Below are 21,021 nucleotides of genomic sequence, written 5' to 3'. Positions count from 1 at the left end.
ATTGTAACAGGGCTGTTCGAATTGTCGGCGGTGGCATCCACTTTCAGTAGGAACGGGAAGGGAAGTTCAAGTTTCCGATAAGCTTCGGAGTTGGATGGAGGCGCGCCGGCCGGTTGCCCCTACTTGCGCACGACGGAGAAATACGACCTGGCGACGGCCTTGCTGTTGCCGGCGCGCACTCTGTGCTCGACGGTATAGGTGCCCGATTTCATATAGGAGGGCACGGCCAGTTCGTTCGAGGCCGAGTTGATGCCGCCCGCCGCGGCCAGCTTGAAATCGGAGCCTTCTTTGCCGACGCGTCTGCCGTTCGCCTTCAGCACCCAACTGAGTTCGACACCTGTGCTCCGAGTGCCGGCAGGGAGCGTCAAGGCATATGTCGTGACGAACTTTACCGATTCGCCGGGACTGACCTGGCGCGGAGTCGCCGTGGCGCTTTGGATCTCGACGACCGTTTTATCCGCCGGCTGAAGCGTTCGTTCGGCTGTTCCCGGATTCTCCGCCCGGGCTCCCTCCGCCGCAGCCTCTCTCGCCTGGCCGGCTTTGGCTTTGCGCGAAACCAGTTGGCGCTGGAGGGTTTGCACCTCTTTGGCATCCCCCAGGAGGGCCGCGGCGCGATCGATATAGGCTTGCGCCTTGTCCCATTGCTCTCGGTTGAGGGCTCGCCATGCGAGTCCGATGGTGCGGTCCGCCGCTTGCTTGCGTCGGGCGTCTTCGGCGGCGGATTTCTCGGCATCGGCCTGAGCCTCGCTGGTTTTCGCCTCGTTCGGCAATCGAGCGGCTTGCGCGTCATCGGAGAGGGGCGTCGCAGCCCGCTCGACGGGTTTTTGCCCGGTATGGTCTTTGGGGCGCCCCTTTTCGGCTTCGGATCTGCGGGCGTCGAGTTCCTGGCGCAAAACCTCGGCTTCCGGAAGGACGACCGCGATTTGGTCTATATGCGTCTGCGCCAGGTTCCAGTCCCCTCGCGTCATGGCTTCGCGGGCCGGCTGGGCGAACCGGTCGACGATCTCCTGAATGCCTTGCTTGGCCTGCGGCTGATCGGGAGCTAACGCGAGTACCGATCGATATTTGACGAGAGCATTGTTGTCTTTGGGGCTGATCAGGCGGCCCGCCCTGATGTCCTCGCCGGCCCGCGCCAACAGCTCGAATAATGCGTCGACCTCGGCCTCGTGCCGCTCGGAGTCCGTTTGCGCGCGGGTATCCGTCTCGACGGCCGCGCGGTCGGGCGACGGCGGAGCGACGAGCGGCTCGGCCTCATGCGGCGCGGCTTCTGCGGGCGGATCGATACCTGCCGGATCATCCTCGCGGGCGGTTCGCTCGGCTCCGAATAACGCCGTCAGTCGCTCGGCTTCCCCGAGCAGGTCGCGATTGAACCAGACAAGCCCGCCGACGCCGACCAGGACCATCAAAGAGATGGCCCGGATGCGCGAGCGTGGGGCATCGGAGCTTGGCCGGCGCGGCGGCGCATCGGCCGGGTCGGCGAACACGGTTTCGGCTTTCGCCTCCGGCTGCTTGGGCGCATCTTCAGCCGGAGCCGGCACCTCCGGCGCCAGGGAAAATTCACGCCGCCATGCCGCGACGCTCAGCGGGCGATTCGGCGAATTCAAGCTCAGGGCGTGGTCGACCGCGCGAAGCAAACCTTCGCTGTAGCGAGGTCCGCCGACCTGCACGGCGCGGACGAAGATTTCTTTCGCGGCCACGATGACGCTCTGGCTGCGCTCGAGCGCATCGGGAGGCGCAACGCCGGCTATACCCCGATAAAGGGTCGCTCCGAGAGCGTAGATATCGGTCCATGGCCCGAGCCGGTCGCCTTTCTCATAATACTGTTCCAGGGCCGCGTAACCGGGGGAAAGCATGGATGGGAGGGCCAGCGTCTTTTCTCCCAGGGACTGGCGCGCCGAGCCGAAGTCCAGCAGCACGGGGCTTCCGTCCTTGCGAAGCACGATATGAGCCGGCGTGATGTCGCAATGGACGAAGCCGGTGTTATGTATTTTCTCCAGGCCGTCCAGGACGGGGATCAGGAATCTGAGGAGTTCGCCTTGCTCCAGGGTCCTGCGGCGCTCGAGGACGGTGTGCAGGCTTTCGCCCTCCTCGTAGCCCATCACCATGTAAGCGGAATTGTTCGCGACGAAAACGTTGAGTACCCGCACGATATTGGGATGCTCCACCTTCGCCAGCATGCGCGCCTCGGCGATGAAAAGCTCCAATCCCGCGAGATACGGGTCGCTGCAATCCTCCGCGGCCGGCCGGATCAATGCGGCGCCGTCTCGAACCGCGAGCTTCGCCGGGAAATATTCTTTGATGGCGATGCGGCGGTCGAGCATGGAGTCGTGGGCGAGATAGGTGACTCCGAAGTTACCCTGACCTAGAACTCGTTCTATCGAAAACCACTGTAGGCGATAACCTGGGGTGAGCGCATTCTGGCGTATATTCTGTGACATAACGGTGCGGACGAAAGCGGGGCTGAGCGGCTTCTTCCACCGCAAGGAATGACATGACGGAGAGGGAGCAAATCGGATAGTCTCCGAAACCGTAGGGGTTTTACATTGTGCCGATTGAAAAAAGGTAAGGCAACCTAAACGGCAAAAAGTCAAGCGTGGCGGGGTGCGCATCGCGGGCGCAATAGCGGTCCCGCGTATTGCGCCGCATGAAACGGCGATTGGAAAAGCCATCGTAAATCCGACGTTCCCACGGTCTGCTATTGTTCCTGGGTTATTGGCTTTCCGGATGATGAATCCCGATGCCCGACTGCCGACGTCATCGTGTACCCGGCGGAACCTATTTCTTCACCGTCAATCTGCTCGAACGTTACCCGAATGATTGGCTCGTCCGGCACATCGACCTGCTTCGAACCGTGGTGCGGGCGGTTCGGATCAATCGGCCATTCCATATCGACGCCCGGGTCGTCTTGCCGGATCACCTGCACAGCGTGTGGATGTTGCCGCCCGGCGACGACGATTTCACCAATCGGTGGCGGTTGATCAAGCAAGGCTTTTCCAAAGCTTTGCCATCGACCGAACGGCGTTCAAAGGTCCGCATTGCCCGTGGCGAACGTGGGATATGGCAACGCCGGTTTTGGGAGCACGCCATCCGCGGCGAGGAGGATTATGCGGCGCATGTGGATTATTGCCACATCAATCCGGTGAAACACGGTTATGTCCAATGCGTGGCGGAGTGGCCGTATTCGACGTTTCACCGGTACGTCGAACGAGGTGTGTATCCGTTGAATTGAGCGGGTGGGGTGGAATCCGATATGGATGCGGGCGAGCGAGTTTGAAGCCCGTTCGGCGTAAGCTAGGCCGGCACTCGCCGCCGCCTAGCTCAAAACAAAACTAAAAAAGCTCGACGGCGGCTGGTCGGCCTTGATCGCCAAGTTATATGGTTAATCATAGCCAAATCTATTTAATACTTTGATTTCTGCGTTTCTTACTTCTTGCTCCAGCTCTTTGGTATATTGAGCCGGAAAACGATTTTTATCGCTCACATTGTATGGAGGCAAGCTTTTAATAATATCTTCATCAAAAATTTCACCTGCTAACTTCAATGCAATAATCAAATCTTCGATGAGGTTTTCATATTTCCCTATAAACTCTATTTCATTCCCTTTTTCACCTGCAAAGTCAATAAGCGCATCACCATAGCATCCCGGGTATTTGTCAAGTACATTTTCAATAAACATATGGAAATTATCAGATTTACAGTCCATATCAAGTTGATTCTTTTTGTCCCATCCGTTAGTCATTTTAAACTGCCAATATGAGCGATACAAACTAACTGGATGTCTGATAAATGCAAATTTAAACTTTTCAGGTGCAGGACATTTTTTTAAACCAATGTGCGGATCTCCATCTATTCTAAAGTCTTCACATTCTATGCCTGATGCGATAATTGCTTTTTTCACCCATGAACCTCCTGTTTTTGGGACATGTAAAAAACATGAGTGAGGAAGTATAAGCACGGTTTATTTACTCCATATAACGTGAAGTCGACCTCAAAAACAAAATCGAATCCAAAACCCATCAATATTCAACGTTTTATTTACATCCGTAACGTAGGATGCGGTGACGTAGGAACCGCGTCGTTCGAGTTCGCGATCGATGCGCATCCTTCGTCGGCACATCCTTGTATCTTGTTTTCCGTGATGGTCAGATCCCATGATCTACGCGAGCCGTTATCGGCGTGTGGCCTGTTCTATAGCCGGATCAATGAGCGGTGTTCCCTCGACAACAAAGCTGGATTGACCATAAATGTAAGGGATATACCATGCTTTTTGCGTAATCGTGCCGTCCAATAGCGCAACGGCTCCGGGGACGCTTTCGATTGCCTTGTCCATTGCCGCTTTCACGTTCGGCTGCCCGGTAGGGATAAAGATGATGATGTGTTTGGTATCGTCGCCCGTGACCCTAGAGGCTCCGCGCTTGAAATTAGCCCCTCTTGAGAGGTCGATGTTTTTTGATGACATCATTGTGAAGTCAGCCAAGCGAGTGGCGCAGCCTGAAAGGAGAGTAGCGGACAATATTAGCAGTATTGTTTTTTTCATGTGATTGCTTGTTATTGGTTATAGAAAATACGTGGTCATGCTCAACTCGACCACGTACAAATCATCAGCCGCATAGGGCGGATAGCGTACCCGCGTATCCCAATCGCAAACGGGCATCCAGGGAGCGCCCGGACAACCCTTCCGCCGCCAGGATCATTTCCAATCCAGCTTGTCGCTCCAGGTCAGATTGTCGTTGACCCAATAGCTGAAATTCCTTTTGTCGTCGCCGGGAGCGGGTTTGAGGTCGAGGACGAACAGGGCGCGGCCGACGCTACGGCGGCGGTAGCTGGGCTTGGTTCTTTTCAGGAGTTTGAGGAGCCAGTGCCCGGCGTTCTTTTCCAGGACCTGGTCACGCCAGGTACCGAAGTTAACGTAGGTATAGTTTTGCCCCTTCGCGATGTCCGGTTCTTCTTGCAGAGGGTTGTGGGTGTGGCCTTCGCCGTGGATGTGAAATCCGTAGATGCGATTTTCCGGCAGGAAGGCCGGGAATTTCTTCATCTCTTCGAAAGTGACCGCCTCCTGCCGGTGGTGGCTTCGGAACCAGGCGAGCAGTTTCATGAACCATTCGATCGACTTGAGCGCCAGCGTGTGGTGCAGCATGCGCGCGATGCCCAGCCACCAGCGTAGAAATTTCAGGCCGATACGCCGTTTCCGGGGGGAGCTTTCATAGGTGAAATCCCAGCTCAGCCACTCGGATACGGAGTCTTGCAGGAGCTTTTCGATGGTGCCGGCGATGTCGGGTCGGTCTTTGAGCTTCCGGGTTTCCTCGATGATGCGCGAAACCGCGGCATAGCTCGGCCGGTAGAGATCGAGTTCGTCGAGGACTCGTTCCAGGCGGCTTACCCCGAGGCTTTTCGCTTCCGCTCGGGCTATCCGTCGTTTGTCTTCTTCGGCCAAGGCTTGCTTGGCTTTCCAGATAAACCCGGACAGGACGCCCGCCGCTACCGTGTCGCCGAAGCAGGGATCGGTGAACGGCCGGTAGCGCAGTCGCTTCCAGGTTTCGGTCTGCCAGCCGTTTTCGATGGACCATTCCGGAAGCGCGCGGGAGTTGTCGCCGTCGCGCCATTGGCCGTGAGTGACGAACAGGCGGAAGCCGAGGTCCGCGTAGTAGAACGGGAACCAGGGAGCGCTATCGGGACTTTGGAACAGGCTTTCGTCGCCGTACATCCGCCCCACCTTCAGCCGGTAATCGGCCGGGATGTCTTTCAGTTGCCGGCCCAGGCATTCTTCGTAAAAGAGTTCGAGCGCATCGGGCGCGGACAGGATTTCCTTGTCGTGGTTGCCGAGCAGCACCAGGACGTCGACCTTTTTGACGCCTTTGCCTTGAAGCGATGCCGGCAACTCCCGGAGCATGCGGAAAAACGCGCAGTGACCGCCGGCATGCCCGCAGTGCTGGTTGACGATACCTTGCATGATCGTTTTCACGATGCCGGGAAATTCCGGATGGTCGCGTTCCCAGGGGTAGATTCCCCGTTCCGCCCAATGCTTGGTGCGGATCATGTCCACCACGTCGCCGTCCAGGACGAACACCAGTTCTTCGATCTTGCGCTCCCCGCACAGGAGGGCGATCTGGCCAAAGAAATCGTCCCAGTCGTCGCGGCTTTGCACGCCCACCGTGCCATCGGTGAAATGCACGTCGCTGATACAGACGCATAGGCGGTTAGGCCTGTCCATGTCGGCGACGTCGACGGCGTGAAAGAATTCGAGAGCATCGGGCGGGTTCATCATCGGTCCTCCAGAATCATGGTTTGTTTTAGTTCCCGAGAGCCGTCCCCGACGGGGCGGCTCGGCCTATCCGTACACGTCGTATAATTCGCGGAGGACGAACTTGGCGAAGCGGGCGACGACCTTCAGTCCGTCGGTCACGGTTTGCGTTTCCGTCGCCCGGATGCCGCCCAGCCAGTCCTTGATGCCGCCCATCGACGAATGCAGCATTCCGGTGCCGAGCGGCCGGACGTCGGCCGGGGCGTCCGGTTCCGTCGCGAGCAGTTGCACGGAGAGTGTGGATAAATCGCGCCACATATCGGGGCCGGGATCGTCGTGCAGGATTTGCTCTGCGTTCAGCCGGTAGCGCCGGTTTCCGCTGTCGAAACGAAGTTCGTAACCGATGCGCCGGGTTCGATTCGGCAGGCTGGCCATGAAGAAGCGGCTGTCGTCGAGCAGCACCAGGGGACCGAAAGCGGGACAGCTCAGATGGCCGGTGATCCGCGCGGCGTGTTCGGGGTCGGCGAGAAAGGCTTCGAGGTCGGCGATGTGGATGCAGAGTTCGATCTTCAAATCCTGCTTCGATTCCGGTCGCTGCGCGAGCGAGACATGGCCTTGAAAGCATTTCCGGAAGCGGATTCCGGGCGCCGGATCTTTCATGCGCGAGGGATTGTTCCGCGCTTCGGCGGTCGTTCCGGGCATGGCGCGCAGATAGGATTTTCCGTCGGCATAACCCATCTCGATCAGGGTGGCATGGTCGATCTTGCCGAGATAGAGATCCGGATCGAGCGGTAAGGGATATTCCGGCTTGACGACGTGAACCCGGATCGCTCGGGTTTGGCCGTAGGGGCTGTCGCCGTTTTCGATGCGGCGGTTGATCTCGCGGATGGCTTCCAGTTGATTGTTCAGGGCGGCGTTGGCGCTCATTTCCAGCATCTGGACATACAGATGCAGGGCGCCGCCCCGGTAGGTGCCGGTATTGCCCAAGCCCCACAGGACCCAGAGTTCCTCGGCGCCGTTTTTCACCGCTTCCATCAGGTTCGCGTCCTGCACGAAGCCGGTATCGAGATAAACGCCGCCGTCCTTGCGCACCGGGGGGAAGACGCCGGGCAGGGACATGCCGGCGATGATCATGTCCTCGTCGATGTCCCGATGGGAGATCACCTTGACCGCCTTGTTTGCGTAATCCAGCACGTTATAGCCGGCGGGCGGCGAATCGACCGCGCGGATGCGGGCGGTGTCGATGCCGAAATGAGGCAGCACCTTGTTGCGGAATCCTTTGGCATCTCCAAGACCTTCCAGATTTTCTACTTTCAGATAATCCTTGAGCGGCAGGAAGGCGATGGTGTCCTTGAGATTGAGCGTGCGCCAGCGTCGGCAGATTTCGGCGGGATTCAGCCCGGACAGCAGCATGGACATGTTCAGGCTGCCGCCGGAGGTGCCGTCGAGGTACTGGAATTCGAGGCCGGCCTCTTCCAGAGCGAGCAGGATGCCTGCCTGATAGGACAAGCGGAGGCCGCCCCCCGGAAGGACCAGCGCCCGTTTCGGCTGTCCCGGCTTTACGGCGCCGGTCAGGGGAATCGTGTTGGCTGAGTTCATGGCCGGCCTCCTCAGCGGTTCAGGTTGCCGAAGGTCTGTCCGACGATGGGGGCGGCGGGGGCGGGCGGCCAGGTTTCGTCCAAGGGCAGGTTAATGACGCTTTCCATGCCCTCCGGCGCGACCGTCGGCGGCTGGTCCTGGTGCAGGAACCAGCAATCCATGTGATCGTCCAGGGTGCCGACGGCATTGGGGATGAACGCCGTCATCAGCGGCTTTTCGGCGATTTCCAGGGTCTTCAGGGGTTCCGCCCGCGGATGGTCGCCCAGCACCAGCCGGGCCTTGGCGCTGTTGAACAGGCATAGGCCCGCCTTACCCTGAAAATAGATGTAGGACTTCATCAGCATGCCGCGGAACGAGCAGTAGTTGACCGTGTTCATGTTCAGCGGCAGGCGGGTCGAGGACGGACGGCCGATTTCGATATAGGTCACCAGCTTGCCGTCGAGGTCATACTGGCTGCTGACGGTATCGTCGCCGATCTTGAAATCGAGATTGGCTTGGTGTTTGGGCATGCCCCAGATGCCCTTGCCGCCTTTCACCGAAATCTTGGTGGATACCGGCAAGTCGACCACGTATTGCCCGCTGCCCCAGCAGTTCATGAACAGTAACGGCAACAGCGGCGGCGCGGGCTTGAGGCCGTGGGTGCAGGCGATGCCGATGCTGTATTCGACATAGGTGCCGATATTGGTGCCGAGATAGTTGATGACGGTGACGACCAGAAACCCCTTGCGCCCCACCCGCAACGGATGGACTTCGGCCGGCAAAAGGGCTTTCGCCTTGTCCGGATTGATCGGAAAGACCGCCATGAGAACGGGCGAGGGCGTGCATTGCACGGGTAGCTGGAAAGGAATGGTGTCGACCAGGGAATGTCGGCCCGAAATGGCTTTGATGCGTTTTGGAATACCCATTGTGATCACCTTGTTTTGTTTGTTATTTGGCTAGTTCTTGAATCATCAGAGGAAATACCTCGGCGGCGGCGTTCTTGCCCATGAAAACATCCAGATGGCTGTATTCGGGCAGCACGTGCAGTCCGTGGAAACCCGGCCGCAGCGCGTCGAAGTATTGCCAGGTTTTTTTCTGGCTTTCTGCCAGGAAGCAGCGGTTCTTCCCGCCAGTGAAGAACGCGAAGCGGGCGTCGGTTTTCGGCGGCGAAGCGGCGAAATCCGAGGGCAGACCCGGCAAACCGTCGACCGCGACTAGGTTACCCTTGCGCACGCAACGGGCCATTTGCTTGAAAAAGCGCAACGGTACGTTGCCGAATTCCTGCTTGATCCACTCGTGGGCGAGGTCGGTCAGGTTTTCGTGCCGCCACAGTGCCGGAAACCCGCTGCCGTAGGTGAAGCTGACCATCTTGCATACGGTGTTGTCGCATTCGTGGTGGATCAGTTTCACCAGGCCGGTAATGGCCTTGGCGACCGGGGTCGTCGCCTCGACGCCCCAATGGGGATTGACGTAGGGCGTCAATACGCTGATCGCGGGTACGGCGCAGTTGAGCTTGAAGATCGACCAGGCCGGCACCACCGGATGCAGCGACACGGCGTTGCTGACGATAGTGGTGACCTCCGGCACCAAGCCGGCGACGGCGGACATGGTGAAGCTGGTCGAGCCCTGGCAGTGAATGATGGCTTTGATCTTTTCCCGGCCGGTCTCCTCCACGATTTTGCGTACCGCCCGAGGATGATCGTAGAGCGCGGCCTGATCCAGAGTCCATTCGTTAGGCGCGAAGTCGATGCTGGCGCGCCAGTTTTCCAGCCAGACGTCGTAGCCGGCTTCCACCAGCGCGTCGACCACGGTGGTTTGATCGGGCGTGCGGAAAATGTTCGCCCGCACCCCGGCGCCGTGTACCAGGATGACGGGCTCCCGCGTGGGGGCCCGGTCCGCCGAGCGGACGTTGATGAGATTGAGCGCCAAGCCGTCGCCGGCCGTGAACGGCACGATGCGTTCCGTCAAAGACATGGGATGCTCCTTCCGCCGAGAATGAAAAAACCTACTGCGCGGCCCGATTGCGGCGTTGCGCGGTGCTCGGGCCAATCCGCCAGGAGCGGATTGGGACGTGCGGAGCACGGGGCGTAGCCCGAGCCGCCAGGACGCGGCGAGCACTCCTCATGTACTCCGCTGTACACCCCGGTTCCTACGCGCCGGGGCCCCTTCGACCAAGCTCGGGGCGGGCTTGCAATCGGGCCGCTCGTGACGGTTTTTTCACAACCTCTGCGACGGCAATTAGGGTTGGATGAAGTCCGCGATACGTTCGGCCAGGGCGGCAATGGTGCGGGACGGGTTCAGGCCCACCGCTCTCGGGATGATGGCGCCGTCGGCGACATACAATCCCGGATAACCGAACACCTCGCCTTTGTGGTCGACCACGCCGTCGGCGATGCTGGAGCCCATGCGACAGCCTCCCAAGGGGTGCGGCGTGATCAGGTCTTTCATGACTTCCCAGGTCGCCGGAACCATGGCCACGCCGCCGGTCGCTTCCGACAGCGTCTTGTGCATGTCGATCAGCGCCTGAACCGCGCCTTCGGATTTCTTGATGTCCCATTCCAGGTTCATCTTGTGGCGGAACGGCGGAATCCAACTGCGGGAAAGCTTCAGCACGCCGTCCGAGGCATCGACCGCCTGACCGAACCAGGGCATCACTCCCGACAACGGATCGCTGCCCTTGTCGAGGGATTTCAGGACCGAGAAGAAATGGCCGAAGCTGTGGTCCTTGCTCAGATTCTGAAGGGCGTCTTTGATCAGGTTGGGGAAGCCGCCGTCCTGTACCCAGAAGCGCTGCTTGTGGAAAAAGCCGTCGAGAAAATCGATGGCGCTGGTGATGGTGGGGCCGCGAGTCGGCGAAATCTGCCGGTTCGTGTAAATTCCGGGAGTCAGGAAATCGCCGTTGGAGCTCCAGCCCACGCCCAGCATCGCGCTCAGATCGGGCAGGGTGCCGTACTGATCGCGGCAGCGCAGCAGCAGTTCGTTGGTGCCCATGGTGCCGGCGGCGACGATCACTCTCTTGGCGTTCAAATGTCCCGGGATCAATTTTTTCTTCTTCGTGTCGATCACGTCGAAGTCGACCCGGTAGCCCGCGTTGCCGTGGAGGGGCGTGATGCGCTGGACCAGGTGCAGGGGCTTGACCACCGCGCCGTGCTTTTCGGCCAGGGGAATGTAGTTCAGATCCAGGGTGTTGCGTGCCTTGACCTGGCAGCCGATGTCGCAGTTGCCGCAGTGGACGCAGGTGCCCTGTTCCAGGCCGAACTCGTTGACGAAGGGCTTCGAGTGCTTGTCGTCGAAGGCATCGGGCTTGTCGTAGCTGAACGCGGGATCGAAAGTGACGGCCAGCGGCATTTTGCGGAAGCGCGCCCGATAGCCGCAGCGCTCCGCCGCTTCCTTCATGAGCTTCATCTTCGCCGGCCATTGATTGTCCGGCACTTCCTGCACGTTCAGCATCTTGCCGGTTTTTTCGTAATACGGCTTCAGCGCGTCATGGGTGATTTCCGCCGGCCAGCCCGACTCGAACGCAAAAGGTTCGGCCTCGACGAAAATGTTCGCGTAAATCAGCGAACCGCCGCCGACGCCGCAGCCCTGGGCCACGGCCATGTGCTTGTAGAAGCGGATATCGATCCAGCCGTTGTTCTTTTCGGGCTCTTCGTGAGACCACCACCAGGCATCTTTCGGCCCGCGCGGATAATTCTTCACATCCCAGCGGCGGCCGCGTTCCAGAATGCAGACCTTCATGCCTTTTTCCGCCAGACGGCAGGCGGTGACCGCGCCGCCGAAGCCGCTGCCGATCACAATCGCGTCGTAATGCAGGGTGTCGTCGGCGTGCTTGTCGAAGACCTGCTTGCCGAATTTCGGGATGACGTAGGCGTCCCACAGCTTGCCGGCGAAGAAACGGCCGAATTTTTCGACGGCGGCGGCTTTTTGCGCCAGGTTTTCGGCGTTCGGCACTTCGATGGTCGAAAGCAGGTCGGCCAGTTGTTTGATGCCCAAGGTCAGAATGCCGGCGCCCACCACCGGCCCGGTCTTGTCCTTGCCCTGGTGCAGGGTCGTGTAGAGGGTGGTGGTATCGGACCACAGATCGAATCCGGAATCATCTTTGACGTTTTTGTGCCCGGCGAGGTAATAGTCCTGGCCCTGATGCTGGAAGCCCAGTTCGTAGACCATATAGGTCATGTCGGGATCGTCGGTGGGCTTGAACAGGTTGAACACGCCGGCGGGCGCCTCGATACCCGTGCCCAGTGGCGGAAAATCGATGGTGCCTTTCAGTGAGCCGAGGTGGTTGGGATCGCTGACGAAACGGTCCAGATCGTCGATGCCGACCACCGCGTGCATGGCCAGGGTGGTGCCGTCCCGTTTGCCCCGCTGCGCGCCCTCCGCGGTATCGCTCGCTCCCAAGGCGAAATACCCCGACATGGTTTCCTTAAAGGTCAAGGATAACGTCGTCATCATCATTCTCCTTCTTGTTATGGGTGATGGATATAGTGTTATACGTCGGCGCGAGAACGCCTTTACGGCGGGCAGTCCGGTTTACCCTCGAGTCCGTCAATACGATCCGTGATTCGAAACTCTCCTGGAAGAACTGAATAATAGTCCGCCTTGCGAAAAACGACACCTAGATATTGGAGATATTTAACGCGATGAAATAAAAAACCTTTGGAAACAACGGAAGCTTGGCTTGCGCTGACGTTTCCCGGTCCTTGTCCGGTCGGCTTGGTATTTGCGCAAACCGCTCGATTCTCGCAGTTATTTGCGTTTATCGGGATGGCAATGGCGTGGGCTTCGGAGGTTTCGATCTTCCGGACGGAGAGGCCGGAAGCCGTTTGAGCGAAAGGCGCCTGAAAGACGCGGCCTATCGATGAACCGCATGAGCCGATCCGGCGGTTGCTGCGGCTTGCCAAAGGCCGGAGCAGGCTTCAGCTCGCGATTTTGTGCGCCTGCCGGCGCGGGCTTAGACGCGCTCCTGCGGATCGCCGTCTTTCAAGAATCGGGCTTTTCGAGCGATCGTAGCTTCGACGCTCCGGCCGCCGGCATCTTTTTTAGGAAACTCCGATTAAATCTCCAATTCGGAGGAGCGGCCTGGGCAACCGATTGATTCAACAGCCACTCCCCTCTCCCAGAGGGCAATGCCGTTAAGTTTGGCCGTCATGCCGGCATGACGAAGTAGGCCTTAACTTGACGGCATGGCCCAGAGAGAGGGTTGTTTCAGCTTCCTTTACGGGGGAGGGAATGCGGGTAGTTTTCCGCTCCGGACGATGGATGATTTTTGCCGCTGTTTAAATCGCTGCGACCCTCACGGAATTAACCTTGTCGATTTCGATTGAGTTTCCGTTTCTTGGGATTATGTTCATTTCTATGTTTCAGTATTTAAACGAATATTTAAATACTATTTGAAACTTCATCGCTCGCATTTTTTCTTTCGCGTCCGGAACGATTTCGGGCCATATTATCGGCCATCTTGCGGCCCGGACGATGCCAGATTCGGGTTGCGGTCGATAACGTACATGAACCGGACCAGCGTTCCCCGCTCGGCGTGGTCCTTGAACCAGCCGTTTTCGGCCATGCGGGCCTCGCACAGGAATTCGTTGCCTTCGGCGGCGAACTCGGGTTGAAGCGTCCGGGAGAATTCGTAGTTCTTTATCCAGTGATTGCGAACGTTCGCGGTGAAATCGTGCTGGGTGTAACGGAACGACAAGCCACGCAAGGTTTCGGCCATGCGCGTGTGACCGGGAAGCAGGATCGTGTCGGGATCGTTCTCCTCCTTGGCCTGAAAGGCCGCGATAATCATGCGGCCGCCGGGGGCCAGCTTGGCGTTGAGTTTGGCCACCGTCGCGCCGTAGTCGCCCATGAAATAGATGGAATCGATCGCCAGGATGACATCGTAGTCGCCGCCGGGGAGTTCGTCTCGAATCAGGTCGACGCATCGGAAATTCAGCGTGGCGGCTTTATCCTGCGTCCTTCGCTGCGCCTGGGCGATGGCGACGTCCGAATAATCGACGCCCAGCAGGGTGCAGCCGGCCTGCTGATGGATGTATTCCGTGATACACCCGTTGGAGCAGCCGACTTCCAGAACCTTTTCGCCGGGCTTGAGCAGGGAAGCCAGGAACTCCATCTCGTCCGCGTCCATCATGCCGTGCTGGCACAAGTCCCGGCCGTAAACCGCCTCGCAGAAGCGCGAGTGCGTCGGACTTTCGGCCGCGCGGCGAAAATATTCGTTGTACCAGGCTTTCGAAAACATCTGGGCCTGGCCCATGTCGGCCGTGTGATTCATGAGTTCGCTCATGCTCTGATCCATCGTGCGCCTCCGGTGGTTTTGTAAATTAAGGGATTCTAATATGGCAGCCGCCCTCGGGATTTGTCCCGAGCCTATTGCGCCTTGATGCCGCTAAAATCGGAAAAACGGCCATTCGGGTTCGAGTCCGAGCATGATCTGTCCGACCGCTTGCAGCTTGCCCGCGTTGATGAATCCGTGCTGTGTGATGACGTGAACGTCGCGGAAATGTTTCGAAAACGCATATTCCTCCCGGATTCCCGAGGCTCCCGCGATTTCGTGGACGATGTCCACCGCTGCCGCGGATTCGAGAACGGCGTGAGTCATGGCGAGTTGCATCCTGGCCTTGAGCGCTGTCGTGACGGGCCGGGCGGCGACGGCTTCTTGCCAGGCTTCCTCGAACACCGCGTAGAAGTAGGCGCGACCGGCGCCGACCCTGGCTTCGGCTCGCGCGAGCTGCGCTTGAACCACGGTATGATCCTTGAGCGTCTTGGTTCCGTACGCGGGCGTCTTCCGGGTGACGAGTTCGATCGCTTCATCGATGGCCGCGCGCGCGATGCCGAGCGCCGGCGGCACCAGGGCGGCGATCGCCGGCCAGACCGTCAGCCGGTAAAGAGGCCCTTGGTAAGCGCTACCCGGTTTCTGCAACGGACCCCAGGGCGTCGCCCAGTGTTCCGGAATGAAAGCATCCCGCATCTCGACGTCATGGCTGCCGCTACCGCGCATGCCCATCGTGTTCCAGTTGTCGACGATGTCGGCTTCGGACGCGGGAACCGCGATCAGCAGCGTTTCCGGATGGCCGTCGGGGCCCACGCGCAATTCGTCGCCATCGTGGATGTTGGCGAAGCCGAGAAAAACCGTGGCATGGTGCGCGCCGCTCACGAAAGTCGTGCGCCCCGAGATGCGATAGCCGCCCGCGACCGGCACGGCCTTGCGCGCGGGGTTGAAGGAGCCGACCGGAATCGCGCCGAACCCGAAAATCTCCCGTGCGGCCCGGTCGCCGAACCAGGGGGCGAACATATCGTGGGCAATCGCGATTTGCAGATTCCAGCCCGCCGCGCTGTCGATGCGGGAGACTTCCTCAATCGCGCGAAGGGCAGAGACCGGTTCGACTTCGAACCCGCCGAACGCCTTGGGCCGCCACAATCGATAAAGGCCCGCCTCCTGCATTGCCTTCGCCACCGGCGCCGGCAGCTTACAGTCGCGCTCGGCCTCGGAGGCGTAGCGGCGAATGATCGGTTCGATCTCTCGAACGGTTCTCAGAAGGGAATCGATGGTGGGCATGTGCGCCTCCTCCGTTTACGTCGTCATCGAATGCGGGCGCGGATCGACGGCCGCCTTTAGGCGTCGGAGTATATCAAAGGGCAAAAAGGCCGATGTTGATGCGACATCCCGGCCTGCGGACGCGTGGTCGGTTAAGGGGGGCGAAGCGTGGCGGCGGAATTCGCGGAGTGCGGTTCGTTGTTTACCGCATTCCGCGACTCCTGACTGGAATCCGACGACGGATTCGCGGAAGCGTTTACGAATTACAGGTAGCCGTCGCCATAGGTCGTGGGTTTTTCGAAGCTTTCCCACACATAGGCCGGCTCAACCAGGCTTTTCGACGGAATCGGGCTGGTAATGACGTCGACGAGGCCCGAGGCGGTTCTGCCGAGCGTGTTCAGCGCACCCATGATCAGTCCGCCGGTGCTTCCGATGACGGGATTGCTCTCTTTGCTGACATTCACGAGATTTTTCGGAACTTCACCGATGCCGGTGAACATATTTGCAGCCCCCCGGGTGAGCTTGTTGGTGACGTCCGAAAAATAGCCCTCCGCTTGGCTGGCCGGCGCATAAGCGGCAATGGCGAGGGCTGCGGTTAAGACAAGAGATTTTACGTTGCGCATGGTGTTTCCTCAGATAAATCTTGTTGTTATGTAGTATCGATCCGAAACTTGAGTGTAGAGCGGCAAATGGACGCAGTCAACAGGCGTGACCAAACGGGGTGATCTCCGGGGTTTTTTCGGCCGGCCGAGATCTTTCTGCCCGACGCGACGTTCCTGGCAGCCGAATGGGGGCCGCGTTATGCGTGCGACTTTAAACCGGCGGAAAATCTGTTCTGCTTCAAAGGCTTTTCGGGCTGAAATCCCTTCGTTCGAACGACGCCATGCTCGTCGCGCGGGAGAAATGTTTGCGAACGGGTGGGTTCCTGCTTATTCTAAACTGAACCGTTCAGTTTAGATGGGGCGATCGTGACCATGTCTTTTTCCCTTCGCCGAATTTCCCGCTTCGCTCTCCCGTTCGCGGCCGCGGCGAGATCTGCGGCATTCGCGTTCCGGTTGCGCGAGATACGCATCCGCGAGGCCGCTGGCGGCACGGTCGAGACCCGGGGCCGGTAGCGCGCCGTGGCGGCGAGATCGGCAGAGAAAATCCTTCCCGATAGTCGCGCCGGCAGCGAGCCGGGGAGCGAGAGCGAAGTCCGGGAGGCTCGGGAGCGGGAAGTCGGCCCGTCGGAATGGATCGGCTTCACCGCCATGATCTTCGGCGTCTTCATGGCGGTGCTCGACATCCAGATCGTCGCCAGTTCGCTGGAGCAGATTCAGGCCGGCCTTTCGGCGACGCGGGACGAGATCGGCTGGGTGCAAACCGCCTACCTGATCGCGGAAGTGGTGATCATACCCCTGTCCGGATGGCTGGGCCGGGCGCTGTCGACCCGGTATTTGTTCGTCCTTGCCTGCGGCGGCTTCACCTTGATGAGCTTTTGCTGCGTGCTGGCCTGGGACTTGTCCTCGATGGTGGTGTTCCGGGCTCTGCAGGGATTGTTCGGCGGGGCCATGATTCCGTCGATCTTCGCGGTGATCTATACCTTGTTCCCGCCTCGCCTGCAGCCGGCGATTACCATCCTGGTGGGGCTGGTGGTCACCGTCGCGCCCACCGCCGGCCCGGTGCTCGGCGGTTATCTCACCGAGGCGGTATCCTGGAAAGCGCTGTTCCTGATCAATCTCCTGCCCGGCTTGCTGGTCTGCCTCGGGACCTGGCTGTTCCTGCGAATCGACGAGCCCGAATGGGACTTGCTGAATCGGATCGATTTCCGCGGCATTTTGTACATTGTCGCTTTCCTCGGCAGCCTGCAATTCGTGCTGGAAGAGGGGGCCCGGAAGGACTGGTTCGAAAGCGGCGAGATCGTGTTTTTCGCTTGTCTTGCCGCGATAGGCTGCATCGCGATGTTTTACCGGGAGCTGACGCTCGAACACCCGATCGTCGACTTGTGGGCGTTCCGCAACCGCAATTTCGCCGTCGGCTGCATGTTCAGCTTCATCCTCGGCATCGGGCTCTACACCATGATCTATCTGATTCCGGTGTATCTGGCCGGGGTCATGGGGCTCAACAGCTTGCAGATCGGCCAATACGTCATGGTGACGGGGGTGTTCCAGTTCGTGTCCGCCTTCGTCGCCGGTCCTTTGGCCAAGGTGCTGGATTCGCGCCTGATGCTGGCTCTCGGGCTGGCTCTCTACGGGACCGGCGCCTGGATGAACGGCAATCTGACCGCCGAGGCCGGTTATTGGGAGTTTTTCTGGCCGCAAGCCGTGGAAGGCTTCGCTTTGATGTTCTGCTTTTTGCCGATCAACAGCCTGGCTCTCGGCACCCTGCCGCCGGAAGAGGTCAAGAACGCCAGCGGGCTGTTCAATCTGATGCGCAATCTGGGCGGAGCCATCGGCATCGCCGTCGCCAGTTCCTTGAAGATCCGTTATATCAAGGAACATTACGCCGTGTTGCGCGAGGCCGTCGCGGGAGGCTCGCGGGAGGCGGAAATTTTTATCGCGAACTTGCAGGCGCAGTCGGCCGGATTTCCCTTGCCGGACAGCGAGAAGGCGGCGCTCAAGCAACTTTACGGATGGGTGTTTCGGGAAGCCGAAGTGATGGCCGCCAACGATCTGTTCCATCTGCTGGGAAGCATCTTCTTCGCTTCCCTGCTGCTGATGCCGCTGGTCCGCAAGGTGGAGATGGGCCAGGGAGCGTCCGGCGGGCACTGATACGGCCGAAAACGGAGGATGCCTCCGAGATCGGCTATCCACAGATTCCGTGGACAACCTTGTGGATAAGTAGGGGGATAAAAACGGGCAACGCCTGATGGCTCCGGGCTTTGCGTTGGCCTGAACAGGTTTTTTTCAGAACCGGCCGTTGTACGGGATGAAATCGTAAGTAATTGATTTCGTATATCCGATTTGCGCCGGATCGATGGATCGATAAATTGCGGCGGGGCGGCGGCCGAGCGCCGATCGCTCGATAGCGTGTCCAGTCTTGACAGTGGATAAGTTCCGCTTCGTATCCAAAATGCGTATCCGTGACTCGGAAAGGCGCCGCGACGCGTCGGGCGGTTCGATCATCCGGGGCGTGCGCTTGCCCCGTCCGATCGACGGCGTCTCCGCGGTCGAAGGGTTCCGGAAGAGCTTGCCGGACGGCGGGCGGAGATGCGCCTCAGACGATCTGGTACAGTCCGTCCAGCACGAGTGTGTTGGGACTTATCATGCCCACGACGTTGCGGCCGTCCAGTACCGGGGCGCGCACCAGGTTGTGGTTCGCGAACAGGCGCGAGCAGTAGCGGATGTCCATGTCCGGGTGCACCGAAATCACCGGCTTGCTCATGATTTCGTAGACGTTGACCCGGTCCGGCGCCCGGTCTTTCGCCAGCACGTGCCGCGCGATGTCGCCTGCGGTGATCAAACCGTATTCGTCGTCGTCATGGCGCTTGTTGACCACCAGCACGGAAGTTTTCATCGATTTCATCTTCTTCAAGGCGTCGCTGATGGTGGCGATGCCGTCGATCGTTCCGAAATCGGTCTTCATCACGTCCCGGACCCGGATGATGGGTTTCTTGTCCATCAGATTTCCTCCTCGACGATGCGGGTTAATTTTTCCACCTGATGTGTGATTCCGACTGCGTCTTCCACGTCGATCTGAAGCGCGATTCCGGTGCCGGGCTTTTCGTCGAACTTGCCCGCACGGCCGATGGCTTCCAGGATATGCCGGGTCAGGTGTTCCTCGACCAGGAATAACAGCACGTCCCTCTGGCTTTCCAGGCTTAGTCCGAAAAACGTTTTCTCTTGCTTGAGTCCTTCGCCGCGGGCGTTGGCGATGACTGTGGCGCCGGTGGCGCCGTGCGCTCGCGCGGTTTTCAGAATGAGATCGGTTTTATCGTCTTCCACGAAGGCGATGATCAGTTTGAAGCGCATAAGAGGCCACCTTAGTCGTCGGTTGACTGGTTGCGCCGACTCCACCACATGGCGATCTGGGCGTAACCGAGCACGGTGATTATAGGGATCAGGCAGGTGAACGCAATCAGGCCGAACCCGTCCAGCAGGGGGTTGCGGCCGGGAACGGCAGACGCCAGTCCCAGTCCGAGCGCGGTGACGATGGGGACCGTCACCGTCGATGAGGCCACGTTGCCGGCGTCGTAGGCGAGGCCGACAATGACCTTGGGGGCGAAAGCGGTTTGCACGGCCACTAGGGCATAACCGGTCAGGATGTAGGCGTACGTCGGAGCGCCGGTGACGATCCTGAAGGTGCCGAGCGCGAGTCCGGAGCCCACGCCTATGGCGACGGCGAGACGCAGCGGCAAGGCTCTGATGCTTCCGGCCGAAACCTCCGAGGCCTTGACGGCGACGGCGATGAGCGTGGGTTCGGCCATGGCCGTGGCGAATCCGATGCTGCCGGCGAACAGGTAAACCCAGACATAGGCATGCCAAAGGGCACGGCCGGCATCGTGCCCGATACCGAGAAAATTCGGCGCCGTCAGTTGTTGAGCCATCAGATTGCCGATGGGAAACAGCGCTATTTTCAGTCCTACCAGAAATAGGGCGATGCCCAGCAGGACATAGACGAAGCCCGCGAGAATCCGGCCCGGGTGGGGTAGGGGCTTGCGTATGACCAGAAGCTGGAACAGTACCAGTATCCCGATGATGGGCGTTACGGCGCGCAGGGTCTCCAGCAGCATGTCGCCGAATTCGTGCAGCCACGCGATCATGCGATGATTCCGTATCCCATGACGAAGATCATGGACATCAAGGCGGCGAAGGCGAGCAGTCCGAAGCCGTCGCTCACGGGACTGCGGCCGGGAATGGAGGACGAGAGTCCCACGCCCAACGCGGTTACCAGCGGTACGGTGATGGTCGAGGTGGTGACCCCGCCGGAATCGTAGGCGATGCCGATGATTTCCGGCGGCGCGAAGATCGTCATGACGGCCACGCCGATATAGCCTCCGACGATCACGTAGGGTAGCGGCCAGCCGCGGATGATGCGGATCGTGCTGACGATCAGGGCGCAGCCCACCGCCAGGGCGACGCTGAGGCGAAGCCCGAGCGCATAGGATTTACGCGCCTCTTCCGAGGCCGCGATGGCGCCGCCGTCCGCGGCGATGCGGGCCGATTCGTCGGCGACGGCGATAAGGGCGGGTTCGGCCACGGTGGCGCCGAAGCCCAGGGCGAAAGCGAACGCCAGCATCCAAAATAAGCTGCCCTTGCGAACGAAGGCATAGGCCATGCCTTCGCCGAGCGGGAATAGCCCCTGCTTCAGCCCTTGCATGAAGAAGGTCAGGCCCAGAACGACCAGCAGCATCCCGGCGACGAACCGTCCGGCTTCGGGAATGGGTTGCTGGATCACCAGGATTTGAAAGAGCAGGACGACCGCCACGATGGGCACCAGGTCCAGCGCGCTGGCAAACAGTTGTCGAAGGAAGCGGTTATGCCAAACCCGTTCGGCGAAAGGAAATTTCAACCCCATAACTGCAATTTGCCCGATATTTGGTTTCGTAGACGCCTGACCCGGCGTGATCGTGCCTTGGCGAGCGAGTGTACCCCGGGGCCTAAGCCGTCCTTCCAAGTTCCGACCGAATCGGAGTGGAAAAGATTCGCCTCGAGCCGAGCGGAGCGTCCGGGGACCGGTCCAATAGTCG

At 59.7% G+C, this 21,021-nt stretch carries 17 protein-coding genes; 2 read left to right on the top strand and 15 right to left on the bottom strand.

Annotation, left to right across the window (positions count from 1 at the left end):
• Positions 1-119 precede the first annotated feature (119 nt).
• Positions 120-2,438: a protein kinase domain-containing protein gene (locus tag ACWJKU_RS13305; protein ID WP_454142846.1), complete on the bottom strand. Its 2,319-nt coding sequence runs from the start codon at positions 2,436-2,438 to the stop codon at positions 120-122.
• A 299-nt stretch (positions 2,439-2,737) separates the two neighbouring features.
• Between ACWJKU_RS13305 and ACWJKU_RS13300 the strand changes: the two genes are divergently transcribed.
• Positions 2,738-3,229 (top strand): REP-associated tyrosine transposase, encoded by a 492-nt coding sequence (locus ACWJKU_RS13300; RefSeq protein WP_454142844.1) that lies wholly within the window; start codon positions 2,738-2,740, stop codon positions 3,227-3,229.
• A gap of 150 nt (positions 3,230-3,379) precedes the next feature.
• Here the strand turns inward: ACWJKU_RS13300 and ACWJKU_RS13295 are convergent, their stop codons facing one another.
• The 10 genes from ACWJKU_RS13295 to ACWJKU_RS13250 all read right to left on the bottom strand — a co-directional run bounded on the left by ACWJKU_RS13295 (position 3,380) and on the right by ACWJKU_RS13250 (position 15,976).
• Positions 3,380-3,898, bottom strand: a complete 519-nt coding sequence (locus ACWJKU_RS13295; protein WP_454142842.1) for a hypothetical protein — start codon at positions 3,896-3,898, stop codon at positions 3,380-3,382.
• 270 nt (positions 3,899-4,168) lie between these two features.
• Entirely contained in the window at positions 4,169-4,537 is a 369-nt protein-coding gene (locus tag ACWJKU_RS13290) for a hypothetical protein (protein WP_454142840.1), read from the bottom strand.
• Between the two features lie 153 nt (positions 4,538-4,690).
• Positions 4,691-6,265 (bottom strand): hypothetical protein, encoded by a 1,575-nt coding sequence (locus ACWJKU_RS13285; RefSeq protein ID WP_454142838.1) that lies wholly within the window; start codon positions 6,263-6,265, stop codon positions 4,691-4,693.
• 63 nt (positions 6,266-6,328) lie between these two features.
• On the bottom strand, positions 6,329-7,840 hold the full coding sequence (locus ACWJKU_RS13280) for a patatin-like phospholipase family protein (RefSeq protein ID WP_454142836.1): 1,512 nt from the start codon (positions 7,838-7,840) through the stop codon (positions 6,329-6,331).
• 11 nt (positions 7,841-7,851) lie between these two features.
• Positions 7,852-8,745: an acetoacetate decarboxylase family protein gene (locus ACWJKU_RS13275; protein ID WP_454142834.1), complete on the bottom strand. Its 894-nt coding sequence runs from the start codon at positions 8,743-8,745 to the stop codon at positions 7,852-7,854.
• Positions 8,746-8,767: 22 nt separating this feature from the next.
• Positions 8,768-9,793 carry an alpha/beta fold hydrolase gene (locus ACWJKU_RS13270; RefSeq protein WP_454142832.1) on the bottom strand — a complete coding sequence of 342 codons (1,026 nt, stop codon included), beginning with the start codon at positions 9,791-9,793 and terminating at the stop codon, positions 8,768-8,770.
• 264 nt (positions 9,794-10,057) lie between these two features.
• On the bottom strand, positions 10,058-12,274 hold the full coding sequence (locus ACWJKU_RS13265; RefSeq protein WP_454142830.1) for a GMC oxidoreductase: 2,217 nt from the start codon (positions 12,272-12,274) through the stop codon (positions 10,058-10,060).
• A gap of 991 nt (positions 12,275-13,265) precedes the next feature.
• Positions 13,266-14,114, bottom strand: a complete 849-nt coding sequence (locus tag ACWJKU_RS13260) for a class I SAM-dependent methyltransferase (protein ID WP_454142828.1) — start codon at positions 14,112-14,114, stop codon at positions 13,266-13,268.
• Between the two features lie 90 nt (positions 14,115-14,204).
• Positions 14,205-15,374, bottom strand: a complete 1,170-nt coding sequence (locus tag ACWJKU_RS13255) for an acyl-CoA dehydrogenase family protein (protein WP_454142826.1) — start codon at positions 15,372-15,374, stop codon at positions 14,205-14,207.
• 242 nt (positions 15,375-15,616) lie between these two features.
• Positions 15,617-15,976: an exosortase system-associated protein, TIGR04073 family gene (locus ACWJKU_RS13250; protein ID WP_454142824.1), complete on the bottom strand. Its 360-nt coding sequence runs from the start codon at positions 15,974-15,976 to the stop codon at positions 15,617-15,619.
• Positions 15,977-16,603: 627 nt separating this feature from the next.
• Between ACWJKU_RS13250 and ACWJKU_RS13245 the strand changes: the two genes are divergently transcribed.
• Positions 16,604-18,103: a DHA2 family efflux MFS transporter permease subunit gene (locus tag ACWJKU_RS13245; protein ID WP_454148139.1), complete on the top strand. Its 1,500-nt coding sequence runs from the start codon at positions 16,604-16,606 to the stop codon at positions 18,101-18,103.
• Positions 18,104-18,548: 445 nt separating this feature from the next.
• Here ACWJKU_RS13245 and ACWJKU_RS13240 read toward each other — a convergent pair whose 3' ends face one another.
• From ACWJKU_RS13240 to ACWJKU_RS13225, 4 genes are read right to left on the bottom strand one after another with little or no spacing between them, the layout of a single operon-like run.
• Positions 18,549-18,953, bottom strand: a complete 405-nt coding sequence (locus ACWJKU_RS13240; protein ID WP_414675389.1) for a CBS domain-containing protein — start codon at positions 18,951-18,953, stop codon at positions 18,549-18,551.
• On the bottom strand, positions 18,953-19,303 hold the full coding sequence (locus ACWJKU_RS13235; RefSeq protein ID WP_454142822.1) for a P-II family nitrogen regulator: 351 nt from the start codon (positions 19,301-19,303) through the stop codon (positions 18,953-18,955). Before ACWJKU_RS13235 ends, ACWJKU_RS13240 begins: the two co-directional genes overlap by 1 nt.
• Positions 19,304-19,314: 11 nt before the next feature.
• A complete protein-coding gene (locus ACWJKU_RS13230) occupies positions 19,315-20,094 on the bottom strand; it encodes a DUF1538 domain-containing protein (protein ID WP_454142820.1) in 780 nt (259 codons plus the stop codon).
• A complete protein-coding gene (locus tag ACWJKU_RS13225) occupies positions 20,091-20,849 on the bottom strand; it encodes a DUF1538 family protein (protein ID WP_454142818.1) in 759 nt (252 codons plus the stop codon). Before ACWJKU_RS13225 ends, ACWJKU_RS13230 begins: the two co-directional genes overlap by 4 nt.
• Positions 20,850-21,021: the final 172 nt, after the last annotated feature.

The sequence above is a fragment of the Methylocaldum sp. MU1018 genome (assembly GCF_053646775.1).
This window is presented reverse-complemented; position numbering and strand designations above follow the sequence as displayed.